11 protein-coding genes are annotated in these 12,829 nt (G+C 52.5%); 4 read left to right on the forward strand and 7 right to left on the reverse strand.

From position 1 onward, the window contains the following. Positions 1-6: 6 nt before the first annotated feature. Positions 7-711 carry a leucyl/phenylalanyl-tRNA--protein transferase gene (aat, locus tag SPH27_RS07045; protein WP_069303878.1) on the forward strand — a complete coding sequence of 235 codons (705 nt, stop codon included), beginning with the start codon at positions 7-9 and terminating at the stop codon, positions 709-711. 284 nt (positions 712-995) lie between these two features. After that, positions 996-1,214 carry a translation initiation factor IF-1 gene (infA, locus tag SPH27_RS07050; protein WP_002211347.1) on the forward strand — a complete coding sequence of 73 codons (219 nt, stop codon included), beginning with the start codon at positions 996-998 and terminating at the stop codon, positions 1,212-1,214. 167 nt (positions 1,215-1,381) lie between these two features. Here infA and SPH27_RS07055 read toward each other — a convergent pair whose 3' ends face one another. Beyond that, positions 1,382-2,422 carry an aryl-sulfate sulfotransferase gene (locus SPH27_RS07055; RefSeq protein ID WP_182072878.1) on the reverse strand — a complete coding sequence of 347 codons (1,041 nt, stop codon included), beginning with the start codon at positions 2,420-2,422 and terminating at the stop codon, positions 1,382-1,384. A gap of 78 nt (positions 2,423-2,500) precedes the next feature. Beyond that, positions 2,501-4,054, reverse strand: coding sequence for a bifunctional metallophosphatase/5'-nucleotidase (locus tag SPH27_RS07060; RefSeq protein ID WP_182072869.1), 1,554 nt, complete (start codon positions 4,052-4,054; stop codon positions 2,501-2,503). 122 nt (positions 4,055-4,176) lie between these two features. Between SPH27_RS07060 and SPH27_RS07065 the strand changes: the two genes are divergently transcribed. Then, positions 4,177-5,451 carry an IS1 family transposase gene (locus SPH27_RS07065; protein WP_207168029.1) on the forward strand — a complete coding sequence of 425 codons (1,275 nt, stop codon included), beginning with the start codon at positions 4,177-4,179 and terminating at the stop codon, positions 5,449-5,451. Positions 5,452-5,595: 144 nt separating this feature from the next. On the opposite strand, the gene SPH27_RS07070 is transcribed toward SPH27_RS07065, so the two are convergent. The 3 genes from SPH27_RS07070 to clpS form a co-directional block, all read right to left on the reverse strand. Beyond that, positions 5,596-6,048, reverse strand: coding sequence for a hypothetical protein (locus tag SPH27_RS07070; RefSeq protein ID WP_182072871.1), 453 nt, complete (start codon positions 6,046-6,048; stop codon positions 5,596-5,598). A gap of 467 nt (positions 6,049-6,515) precedes the next feature. Continuing rightward, on the reverse strand, positions 6,516-8,795 hold the full coding sequence (gene clpA, locus SPH27_RS07075; protein ID WP_008499992.1) for an ATP-dependent Clp protease ATP-binding subunit ClpA: 2,280 nt from the start codon (positions 8,793-8,795) through the stop codon (positions 6,516-6,518). 27 nt (positions 8,796-8,822) lie between these two features. Then, on the reverse strand, positions 8,823-9,143 hold the full coding sequence (gene clpS, locus SPH27_RS07080; protein WP_006174393.1) for an ATP-dependent Clp protease adapter ClpS: 321 nt from the start codon (positions 9,141-9,143) through the stop codon (positions 8,823-8,825). Positions 9,144-9,410: 267 nt separating this feature from the next. Here clpS and cspD point away from each other — a divergent pair, with 267 nt between their 5' ends. Continuing rightward, the gene (gene cspD / locus SPH27_RS07085; protein WP_006809408.1) at positions 9,411-9,632 is read left to right on the forward strand and encodes a cold shock-like protein CspD; all 222 of its coding nucleotides are present in this window, start codon (positions 9,411-9,413) and stop codon (positions 9,630-9,632) included. A gap of 70 nt (positions 9,633-9,702) precedes the next feature. Here cspD and macB read toward each other — a convergent pair whose 3' ends face one another. Together macB and macA are read right to left on the reverse strand one after the other, a co-directional pair. Then, positions 9,703-11,643 (reverse strand): macrolide ABC transporter ATP-binding protein/permease MacB, encoded by a 1,941-nt coding sequence (macB, locus tag SPH27_RS07090; RefSeq protein ID WP_182072872.1) that lies wholly within the window; start codon positions 11,641-11,643, stop codon positions 9,703-9,705. Then, positions 11,640-12,755 carry a macrolide transporter subunit MacA gene (macA, locus tag SPH27_RS07095; protein ID WP_322435620.1) on the reverse strand — a complete coding sequence of 372 codons (1,116 nt, stop codon included), beginning with the start codon at positions 12,753-12,755 and terminating at the stop codon, positions 11,640-11,642. The genes macB and macA overlap by 4 nt, the downstream gene beginning before the upstream one ends. Positions 12,756-12,829: the final 74 nt, after the last annotated feature.

Raw genomic sequence — 12,829 nt, forward strand, 5'->3', positions numbered from 1 at the left:
GCTGTCATGCGCCTGGTCCAGCTTTCTCGTCATAACATCGCGTTCCCTTCTCCGGAAGGGGCGCTGCGTGAGCCCAACGGGCTGCTGGCCCTTGGTGGTGACCTCAGTCCCGCACGGCTTTTAATGGCGTACCAGCGCGGTATATTTCCCTGGTTTTCCCCCGGCGATCCGATTTTATGGTGGTCCCCCGATCCGCGTGCCGTGCTGTGGCCAGCGCAGTTTCACGCGAGCCGCAGCATGAAGCGTTTCCATGCGAAATCACCCTACCGCGTCACCCTCAACCACGCCTTTGGTCAGGTCATTGAAGGCTGTGCCGAAGACCGCTATGAAGGGACATGGATAACCCGCGATATCATTACCGCCTACCACCAGCTCCATGAGCTTGGCTATGCCCACTCCATCGAGGTGTGGGAAGGCGGAGCACTCGTCGGCGGCATGTACGGCGTGGCGCAAGGCACCCTATTTTGCGGCGAGTCGATGTTCTCTCGTGCGGTTAACGCCTCGAAAACCGCGCTGCTGGTCTTCTGCGAGGCGTTTGCCCAGCGCGGCGGACGCCTGATCGATTGTCAGGTGCTCAACGAGCACACGGCCTCGCTGGGTGCTGTTGAAATCCCGCGACGCCAGTATATCGAGCATCTGGACGTCAGCCGTCAGGAGAAGCTTCCGCGCGACTTCTGGATACCGAGAACGCTCTTTATGCCCAATGCCTAAATGTTTTCCGCATATTTTTTGTGAGGGTGTTATAATTATGCCGCAGAGTAGCTTCTGCCTGTTGCCCCGCCGCCGTTTGGGACCCTCGCTTCAGATAACGTCCTGACGTTTATCCTGTTGTCTCCCCTTTACGAATGCGCTTCCTGTTCGGTTGTACCGTGACGCTTGGGCAATGCGCCGAAACTGTTTTGCTGCGTTTTAATCGCGCAATTCTTTACTTAATTGATGAATTTCGGCATTATCTTGCCGGTTCAAAACTTGGTAGTGATACCCCAGAGGATTAGATGGCCAAAGAAGACAATATTGAAATGCAGGGTACCGTACTTGATACGTTGCCTAATACCATGTTTCGCGTAGAGCTGGAAAACGGTCACGTGGTAACTGCGCACATCTCCGGTAAAATGCGCAAAAACTACATCCGCATTTTGACGGGCGACAAAGTGACTGTTGAACTGACCCCGTACGACCTGAGCAAAGGCCGCATTGTCTTCCGTAGTCGCTAATTGTTTTCGCCTGTAATGGCAGATGAATATTAATTAAGGCCGGGATTTTCCCGGCCTTACTTTTTTGTGCTGCAGGCTATTATTTGAACAATTATTTGTCCGTTCGATTCAGCGTCAGGGCTGTATGTTCGACAGCAATGCCCTTTTAATGGCTGTGTCTGGCTATGCTACCAGCCGTTTGCCACCTGATAACCTATATTTATCAAAGCATCAAGCTCGTCTTTTGCAAACAACCTTGCCCGGTAGCATTCACCAGGGAACTCTGGATAGCCATCCATCGAGCAAATCAGATCGTAGATTGTGGCAATAATATGGCCAGTTGCATCGCTGATAAAGAAAGAGCGTGCGTGGTTGGTGTAGATGCCATAGTAGTCACCATAATCAATTGCTGCTCCCATAAAATCAGTGATTTGAGGAACACGTTCGGAGGGTAACTGGATAATGCTACCTGTCTGGGTTGCTGTATTGGCGACGAGATCAACAGCATAGAACATGACTCTCGCAGGATCGGTTTTGTAAGAATCAGCCGTTGAATCACGTGTAATATCTCGAGTAACCGCATTGCCTTCATTATCAACGCAGGAGCGATTATCAAAGAGCGAAAGAACAAATTTTCCTTCAGTCTCATTGCTTAACCCAGCAAAAGCGCTATTTTTAGTGACGAATACGGTATGAGCGCCATTTTCAAAACTCTCAATACCGGAAGTATCTATCTGCGTAACGCCCTGTCCTGCTGCGAAATTACTGTTAAATCCCCCGGTATTAATACTCCATAATATCTTGCCGTCGGCAGGAGAAATACCAAATGTCAGGCCTGCAGAGCGAGTATGGACAACAATCGCTTCAGCATTTGCCTCGCCTGAGGGGATCCAGGAAAGCGAGTTAAGGTGAGCATCGTTTGTGGGGCTATTATTCAGGATCTGAGTATTATCAAATGCACGGGTATAATTTTTTGCCCACAGCATCACGCCTGTCTTTTCATCAAATTTTAAAATTGATGCGTCCTGTCTCATCGTGTTGGTCGAACGGTCCGGGTTATCATTACCAATCATGAAAAGATTATCGGCTGAATCCCAAATCAGATCGTGGGTATTAGCATAGCGGTTACCATCGCGGTCACGTAAATCAAACTCCAGAATCTCGTTGCCTAAAATATCGATTTTGAAAAAGCGTCGCCCATACCAGTGTTCATCTTCATCACTGCCGATATAGAAATAACCATGTTAGCAGGAGCGAGCTCCATTCCAGGATAGGTAATTGCCATATTATTCACCTGTTGTTAATTATTACTGTGTAACTTCTTTTACTCGCATCTCATTCACCTGTTGGGGAATGATCTTATTTCCTTTCACCAGATAATCAATAACCGCATTGGAAAGGTTATATCCACCTTTTACCTGTTTGTTCTGACCATCAATGAATGCAGTAAAGCCATCGCCACCAGGAGCAAGGAAACTATTTGTCGCTACGCGATAGGTTTCAGAGTCTACAATTGGCTTGCCATTAAGCGTAAATAGTACAACGCGTTGTCCGACAGGTTTATGTTGGTCGTAGCGCATCTCCAGTCCTTTCGACATCTGCAAAACACCGTTAGTGAGTGACGCACTGTGCTCCATAAGATTTCGTAAGGATTTCCCATTCAAATCCATTACGGTAAGCTCATTTGGAAACGGAAACGCGCTGATAACATCGCCGAGGGTTATCGGACCGGCATTCAAATCAGCCCGCAGACCACCTGAATTAGTGAGCGCCAGTTGCGCATCAGGCGCAGCAGCAAGCATTGCATCGGTAAATAAATTGCCCAGCGAAGATGATTCTCCGTAGGCGCGCGTAAGCGTAACAGGCGTCTCTCCAACTTTTTGGCGAACCGTTTCGGAGAGCTGTTTATTCCAGCTATCAATAACACTCTGAGTTGCCGGATCGGGTTTCCATTCATCAGCGTAAAGGGTTTTAAGTTCGAAGCTTTTTATTTTGTTGTGATGTTTTTTTAGATCCACATCCAGGACCAGCTTACCAATATCAATCCCACCGCTGTCAGTCGAAAGCACCAGCGTGTTACCTACTTTAAGCGGCTCCGGCGTTCCAACATGCGCATGTCCGGTAATCAGAATATCCAGTCCTTTCACCTGCTTCGCCGTCTGGATATCCTTATCAAGGGCGCGTTTGACATCAGTATTGCCGATACTGGACTGGCGTGCAGGGAAACCTTCATGCATGAGTGCAACGGTTATATCTACTTTTCCACGTAGTTCATCCAGATAACGCTGGAGATATTTCACCTCGTCACGCGCTTCAATACCCTGACGCATTGACGATGAAACGGTATCATCGAAAGCGAATACGCCATGCAACCCAATGACCCCAATTTTAACGCCATCCTTTTCGATGATGGTATACGGCTTATTCCAGAAAAGGACATTACTATTTTTATAAAACACGTTCCCTAACAGTATCGGGAATTTAGCCTGACTGAGCTGTATCAGCGTATTATCCCAACCATGGTCGAACTCATGATTGCCGACAGACGCAGCATCAAATGACATTGTATTCATAATATCTATGATTGCCCGTCCTTTTGTCAGGCTGCTAATGTACGGGCCGGTAAAGTAATCTCCAGCATCGAAATAAAAAGTAGCCTTATTCTTTTGCTTTTCTTGCTTAACGTAAGTTGCAATGTTTGCGAAGCCACCGACAGCTCTTTTACCTTCTGCAACATAAGGGAGTTTATAGGGCTCAACATGTGCATGCAGGTCATTGGTATAAATGACGGTAACGTCCTGCGCTGGACTTAGCGAAGCATATCCCGATAGTAATAAAACCGCGATTACTGTTTTTTTCATTTTTTAACTCTCGAATTAAAGAAAGAATTTCATTATCGATTAGCAAAAAACAGATTTTGTGAACCTTCTCACGACATATGGAAAAGGGAGACGCGAAAATTTACGACTAACAGAATCAGTTGGTGAAGCACATGGAATCCGCTCCAAAAATAGATCTCAATGTTTGTAAAAGCTGGTCATGTCCAAATCTCGGAATACCAGATGCGAGTGATTATGTTTTTCCTGTTTATCGTCTGGGCTACGCTGCACTTGAATGTCAAAAATGTGGCAGTCTTCCTCCACTGTTTAATACAAAAGAATGTGACGAGTGGTTCAGTCAATTCATGCAACGAAAATTAGGACATACAGGACAAGGTTGTCCCCGCTGTTTTACAGCTCACATCATTCGCTATGGATACACAAAAGCCAGAACCCCCCGCTTTCAATGTTGTACCTGCCGTTATGTATTTACTCCACACTATGACAATGCTGTAGGCCTGAATAAAAATATCACCCTTCTTTCCCAGCTCGAACAAGGGGTGCACTCTGGTGAAACGACAAACAAAAGGGTCCTTGCGCAAGCGGTTAACGGTTTCGAACACGATCTGCATGTTTCGCTCCCTGCGCTAACAAGGGTGTCAACGACCACAATGGTTATACCGTTTCAGGGTCATTCTGCCAGGCAGAAACTGTATGTTGTGATCAGTGCCGATGCTGACTCCGGCAAAATTATTCAAATAACAACCAACTATTGCGACTGGAAGGCAGGTGATTCGTTGCTCTATCAGGGTTCTAAGTCTTTCCCTTCTTCGATACTACCGTCGAGCGATACCGATCTTATTCGGGAGCAAGAGATGCAATTTCTTAAACGGAGCCAATTTGATGAAATTCAGTACGGTAGTGCCGAGCTTAAGCGAAACGACCGGGGAAGCATGGTTCGTCCTGTCATTACCATACACAGTCATTTCCAGCGATTAAAACGACGCTTCCCGGGTGTAACCGATCATTATCTCGCCCACGAGTGCGTTTTGCGCGGCGGGGCTATAACGGCCTGGTCAACAGAAGTCCGACTTGGGAAAACCGATCTTTGGTTTGTGTCTGAAAATATTGAAAACGCCAACCTCTCTGACAAAGCATTTTGCCTTACTGGTAGCTGGAAAATGGGATGGTGGAAAAATGTGTGGCAGCGTTGGGATAATGGCGAGATATGCAAGATGATTGGCCTGCTGACCGGACAGCAAAGTACAGCGGAACCCGCGTTGATTTCACTTGCATCCTGCACTGCATTTGCTGTCTGGCTGAAATCCCATCCATGGTCATTACAGTGTCATAACTTTGGGGCGCGGGTAGTGAGCCAGCATTTAGTGGGTCTTGGCTGTATTTATAACCAACAGATAAAGGAAAATTCAGGCAGTTAAGGGCTACATAACGCGAGCTGTACGGCAGCGAACTGCACTATTTTATTGTCATCAAAAGTTATTAACATCTTCCTGTAACACCCACTTTTCCGAAGATTAATCCATTTGGCGTCAGAGGAACTCACCCGACGCCTCGGATCGACGTCAGGAAATAATGTGAATTACCGTTTTTGCACTTTGAGGTGCAACGACATCTGCGGCCATAGAATGAGCCATGTCGTGGAGTAATCCAGTCAGGTGCGGCAACATTTCGCGGTCAAAATGCGATACCAGCAGTACGTGGTTTAACGCCCGGCAGTAGTCACACTTTGTTTCGGTATCTTCCAGCAGCCACTCTTTTTGTCTCGGTTGTTCCGCGTCGTCCTCAAATTCCACCACCTGAAAATCACGCATTGATTCTGTGAGGCCAGCTTTCATTTCTTCCAGATACGCACCCAGGCAGCGGCAGACGGGCTGCTTTTGTGGGAGTGATGTGCAGTCGAGGAGGATTTCAGTGAGCAGTTTGCAGCGCTCTGCAAGGGTTGGGAGATCGGGGTTGAGGGAGAGTTCGCTATAAAGCTGGGAGATAGACTGGTTTTCCATAATCATAATTTCCATATTAGATGCTGAAAACTACCACCAGAAACGCCAACTTCGGGTGGCAGACTGAACCGGTTTGGCGTACCGACCATATGGAAAATCGGCGCTTCAAAAGAAGCCCCGGTTCAGCCCACCATATTTGAAGGTACGGATTATACCGCAGCTAACAAAAGAGTGAACGAAACCAGTGACATTGCTGTGAGCAACATCTTTCCATATGTGTGTAATCAGGACGCCAATCCCGGCACCTGATTTTGCAGGTGCGCCGCCATTTTATTACTGTAGATTTATCCAGCAACTGACTTCGAAAGAAACTGGAAAGCGCCTCGCAAAATTCCTCTGCGGCCTGATGCCCTCACCCCCGCCCTCTCCCACAGGGAGAGGGAGAAAACACTAGAAACGACAATACTGTTGTCGTTTTGTTTTTACCTTGGCAGGCATAAAAAAACCGGGCAAATGCCCGGTTTTTAACATTAACGTTTAACTCAGTGAGCCGCTTCCGGCTTGTGCTTCGCCGCACTCTGGAAATCATACGTCAGTTCGTTCTTCGCCTGGTCCAGCGCCACGGTCACCTGACCGCCGTCCACCAGCGAGCCAAACAGCAGCTCGTTCGCCAGCGGTTTCTTCAGGTTGTCCTGAATCACGCGCGCCATCGGACGGGCACCCATCGCACGGTCGTAGCCTTTCTCGGCCAGCCAGTTGCGGGCCTCCTGGCTCACTTCCAGCGACACGCCTTTCTGATCCAGCTGAACCTGCAGCTCGACGATGAACTTGTCCACAACCTGATGGATCACCTCGGTAGACAGGTGATCGAACCAGATAATGTTGTCCAGACGGTTACGGAACTCCGGCGTGAAGATCTTCTTGATCTCCTCCATCGCATCGGTGCTGTTATCCTGGTGGATCAGGCCGATGGATTTACGCTCGGTTTCACGCACCCCGGCGTTGGTGGTCATCACCAGCACTACGTTGCGGAAGTCCGCCTTGCGCCCGTTGTTGTCGGTCAGCGTCCCGTTGTCCATCACCTGCAGCAGGATGTTGAACACGTCCGGGTGCGCTTTCTCGATTTCATCGAGCAGCAGGACCGCGTGCGGATGCTTGATCACCGCGTCGGTGAGCAGGCCGCCCTGGTCAAAGCCCACGTAGCCCGGAGGCGCACCAATCAAACGGCTGACGGTGTGACGCTCCATATACTCGGACATATCAAAGCGCAGCAGCTCAATGCCCAGCGCTTTGGAGAGCTGAACCGTCACCTCGGTTTTCCCCACGCCGGTCGGGCCAGCGAACAGGAAGGAACCGACAGGCTTGTGGTCATGCCCCAGCCCGGCGCGGGCCATCTTGATTGCTTCGGTTAAGGCCTCAATGGCTTTATCCTGACCAAAGACCAGCATTTTCAGGCGATTGCCGAGGGTGCGCAGCGTGTCGCGGTCGCTCTGAGAAACGCTCTTCTCAGGGATACGCGCGATGCGGGCCACCACGGACTCAATATCCGCCACGTTGACGGTTTTCTTACGCTTACTGGCCGGCATCAGGCGCGCACGCGCCCCTGCCTCATCAATCACGTCAATCGCCTTATCCGGCAGATGACGGTCGTTGATGTATTTCACCGCCAGCTCCACCGCCGCACGTACCGCTTTCGCGGTGTAACGCACGTCGTGGTGCGCTTCATACTTCGGCTTCAGGCCGTTGATGATCTGCACCGTTTCCTCGACGGACGGCTCGGTCACGTCGATTTTCTGGAAGCGACGCGCCAGCGCACGGTCTTTCTCAAAGATGTTGCTGAACTCCTGGTAGGTCGTGGAGCCAATCACGCGGATCTTGCCGCTGGAGAGCAGCGGTTTGATCAGGTTCGCGGCATCTACCTGGCCACCGGAGGCCGCACCTGCGCCGATGATGGTGTGGATCTCATCGATAAACAGGATGCTGTTGGTGTCCTGCTCCAGCTGTTTCAACAGCGCCTTGAAGCGTTTTTCAAAATCACCGCGGTATTTGGTGCCCGCCAGCAGCGAGCCGATATCCAGCGAGTAGATGGTGCAGTCGGCAATCACTTCCGGCACGTCGCCCTGCACAATGCGCCAGGCAAGCCCTTCGGCAATCGCGGTTTTACCCACGCCTGACTCACCCACCAGCAGCGGGTTGTTCTTGCGGCGACGGCACAGCACCTGGATCGCGCGCTCCAGCTCTTTATCGCGACCAATCAGCGGGTCGATACCGCCAACGCGAGCAAGCTGGTTAAGGTTGGTGGTGAAGTTTTCCATACGATCCTCCCCGCCTGCTTGCTCTTCATTGTTATTGACCTGATTGCTGGAATCCGATGCCTGGTTAGGCTCGTCTTTGCGCGTTCCGTGAGAAATAAAGTTAACCACGTCGAGGCGGCTGACTTCGTGTTTGCGCAGCAGGTAGGCAGCCTGTGACTCCTGCTCGCTGAAGATGGCGACTAAGACGTTTGCGCCAGTCACTTCGCTACGCCCGGAAGACTGGACGTGGAATACCGCGCGCTGCAGCACGCGCTGGAAGCTGAGCGTCGGCTGCGTATCGCGCTCTTCTTCACTGGCTGGCAGCACCGGTGTGGTTTGTTCGATGAAGGCTTCGAGTTCCTGACGTAGCGCCACCAGATCCACGGAGCAGGCTTCCAGCGCTTCGCGGGCAGATGGGTTGCTAAGCAGTGCGAGCAGTAAATGCTCGACGGTCATAAACTCATGTCGGTGCTCACGCGCTCTGGCGAAAGCCATGTTTAAACTGAGTTCCAGTTCTTGATTGAGCATAGGCACCTCCCCCAATTTTATGCCTTATCAGGCCTTTTCCAGCGTACACAGCAACGGATGCTCGTTCTCCCTCGCATAGTCGTTCACCATCGCCACTTTGGTTTCCGCCACTTCGGCTGTGAAGATGCCGCAGATAGCTTTGCCACGATAATGAACGGTAAGCATCAGTTGCGTTGCACGTTCTACATCATAAGAAAAGAACTTTTGTAGCACGTCAATAACAAATTCCATCGGCGTGTAATCATCGTTCATTAACATAACTTTATACATAGATGGCGGTTTTAGCGCGTCGCGCACTTTGTCTTCCGCCAGCTGGTCGAAATCCAGCCAATCGTTGGTCTTACCCATTATGCATAACCACTTTGAATCTACCTCAGATGTTAGATAACAATCATCTATTACTGTCATCCGCGATGTCTGTCACAAACTGTTGCAATAGCGTTAACTGCTTCAAACTTTGGTTGATTATTGTCCCATCTCCAGCGCCAAACGCTTGACGACTTCTTTCGTTTCTCTAAATTGTACAAGCGTGAGATGGCGAGGTTTTGAACAGCCCCCACTCCACCACCGGTTCATTCCATCTTAACTTATAAGATTTACGAAGGATGTCGAAGCATGGAAATGGGTACTGTTAAGTGGTTCAACAACGCCAAAGGGTTTGGCTTCATCTGCCCCGAAGGCGGCGGCGAGGATATCTTCGCTCACTATTCCACCATTCAGATGGATGGTTACAGAACGCTCAAAGCCGGGCAGTCCGTCCGGTTCGATGTACATCAGGGACCAAAAGGCAATCATGCCAGCCTAATCGTACCCGTTGAAGCAGAGACGGTTGCATAGCTCTCTGTTTTATTGTGTACATCCCGCAGTCAAAATGCCAGCCCGATCAGCTGGCATTTTTATTTTCGGGTTATTCCCGAGCCAGCGCGTCCACCGGATCCAGCCGCGCCGCGTTGCGTGCGGGCAACCAGCCAAACAAAATGCCGGTAAAGGTCGAACACAAAAATGCGGTGATAATGGCAACCGGCGAGAAGCCAATCTCCCAGCCGGGTAAAAAGAGCTGAAGCGCAAACGCGATCATCATCGAGAGCGCAATGCCCATCGCCCCGCCAACCAGACACACCAGCACCGCTTCAATCAAAAACTGCTGCAGCACGTCGCTGGCCCGGGCCCCGACCGCCATGCGAATGCCGATCTCCCGGGTACGTTCGGTGACCGACACCAGCATGATATTCATCACCCCGATGCCGCCGACGACCAGCGAGATCACCGCCACCAGCGTGAGGAACAGCTGAAGAGTACGTGTGGTCTTTTCCGCCGTTTTCAAGAGGCCGTCCATATTCCAGGTGAAGAAATCTTTCTTCCCGTGGCGCAGGGTTAACAGCCGTTCAAGCTGCTGTTCGGCCAGCGCGCTGTCGTAGCCCTCCTTCACGCGTACGGTGATGGAGTTGAGCCATGACTGCCCCATAATCCGCCCTGAGATGGTGGTGTAGGGCAGCCAGACGCGCAGGATCTTACTGCTGCCAAACATCGACTGCTTCTCTTCCGCCACGCCGATGACAGTGGCAGGCATGTTGCCGACCAGAATCACTTCGCCCACCACGTTGGCTTTGTTTGGGAAGAGCTGCCTGCGCGAGTTCGCGTCCAGCACCACCACCTGCGCCCTTCCCGCCAGCTGCTCGGCGTTGAAGGTAGCGCCTTCGCTGAAGGTCATGCCGTAGACGTTGAAGTAGTCTCCGCTGACGCCGTTAGCGCTGGCGGCCACGTCAACATTGCCCACGCGCAGACGCAGGTTCTGCGAAACCGCAGGCGTGGCGGAGTTCACCCACGGCTGCTTCTGAATCGCCGCCAGATCGTCGTATTTCAGCGCCTGCTGATACTGCGGCTCGTCGTCGCCAAAGTCTTTGCCGGGATAGACGTCAATGGTATTGGTGCCAATGGCGCGAATATCGGCCAGCACCAGCTGCTTCGCCGCGTCGCCCACCACCACGATCGACACCACCGAGGCGATACCGATAATGATGCCGAGCATCGTCAGCAGGGTGCGCATTTTATTGGCCGCCATCGCCAGCCAGGCCATGGTCAGCGCTTCGCGAAAGCCGCTGGAGAACTGCCCCCAGCCGGTTGATGCCGGCAGCGCTTCTTTCGGCGCCGCTGCCCTGGACTCACGCGGCGGCGGATTGCTGACCAGCTCGCCGTCGTGGATCTCAATAATGCGTTCCGCCTGCGCCGCCACCTGCGGATCGTGGGTAACAATGATGACAGTGTGGCCCTGATCGCGAAGCTGGTGAAGGATCGCCATCACCTCTTCGCCGGAATGGCTGTCAAGTGCCCCGGTCGGTTCATCCGCGAGGATCACCTGCCCGCCGTTCATCAGCGCACGGGCAATACTCACGCGCTGCTGCTGGCCGCCGGACAGCTGCGAGGGCTGGTACTCCACCCGCTCCGCCAGCCCCAGACGCGTCAGCAGCATCTGCGCGCGCTCAAGCCGCTTTTTCCGCTCGACGCCCGCATACACCGCAGGCACTTCCACGTTCTGCGCCGCATTCAGGTGAGAAAGCAAATGGTAACGCTGGAAGATAAAGCCGAAATGTTCCCGGCGCAGCTTCGCCAGCGCGTCGCCGCCCAGCGTGGAGACATCCGTCCCGGCCACGCGATAGGTACCGCTGGTCGGTTTATCCAGACAGCCGAGAATGTTCATCAGCGTCGATTTACCGGAACCCGATGCCCCGACAATCGCCACCATCTCGCCCGCTTCCACGCGCAGGGAGATGCCCTTCAGCACCTCCACCGGACCGTCGCCTGACGGATAGCTGCGACGAATGTTATTCAGTTCAAGCAGCGCCGTCATTTAGCGGCTCCGGGCAGGCTTTCGCTGACAACAACCTCCTCGCCCTCTTCCAGACCTTTCACCACCACCACGTCGGTGTCGTTGCGCGCGCCGATCACGACCTCGCGCTCGCGCGTTTCGCCGTTGCGCAGCACTTTCACTTTATAACGGCTCTCCCCGGCGGACTCGCCGAGCGCAGAGAGCGGAATGGTCAGCACGTTCTTCACGCCGGTCAGCTGGATATGCACTTGTGCGGTCATGTCCAGACGCAGCACGCCCTGCGGGTTTGGCACCTCAAAGCGGGCATAGTAGAAGATAGCGTCGTTAACTTTTTCCGGCGTCGGCAGAATGTCTTTCAGCACGCCTTCGTAGCGCGTCTGCGGGTCGCCAAGCACCGTAAACCAGGCATTCTGCCCCGGCTTAAGATGGATCACATCCGCCTCTGAGACCTGGGCTTTGACCAGCATAGTGCTCATGTCCGCCAGCGTCAGAATGTTCGGCGCCTGCTGCGCGGCAATCACCGTCTGGCCCTGCAGCGTGGTGATCTGGGTGACTTCGCCCGCCATCGGCGCGACAATTTTGGTGTAGTCGAGGTTGGTTTTTGCCGTATCCAGCGAGGCCTGGTTGCGTTTGATCTGCGCGTCAATCGTGCCAATTTGCGCCTGTTTCACCGCCAGTTCAGTGGTGGCAGTATCTAAATCCTGTTTTGAAATAGCCTGGGTTTTGGCCAGCGCCTGCTGACGGGTCAGCGTTACCTGAGCCAGGTTACGTTCTGCCAGCGCCTGCGCACGCTGCGCGCGCAGCTCCATCAGCGTAGCTTCCACCTCGCGGAGCTGGTTCTCAGCCTGCTCAGGATCGATAACGCCGAGCAGCTGGCCTTTTTTCACCTTGTCGCCAATCTCAACCGACAGCGTTTTCAGCTGGCCGCTGACCTGAGCGCCGACGTCAACCTTGCGCAGCGCGTCAAGCTTGCCCGTCGCGAGGACGTTTTGCTGCAGTTCGCCCGGGCGAACAATCAGCGTCTGATACTGCGGCACCGGCGCATTCAGCACCTGCCATAGCCAGTACCCACCGGCTAAAACCGCGACCGCCAGCAGCAGAAACAGCGTTCTGCGTTTTCCCTTGAGGTTCATAAATATTCCAAATAAATGTTCTGGCAATTATAAATGTTGATTCTATCTAAACGACTCCTCAACGAAACCCCTGT

Origin of the sequence: Enterobacter sp. A103 (genome assembly GCF_034427535.1) — a bacterium.
GTDB classification, from domain to species: domain Bacteria; phylum Pseudomonadota; class Gammaproteobacteria; order Enterobacterales; family Enterobacteriaceae; genus Enterobacter; species Enterobacter asburiae_B.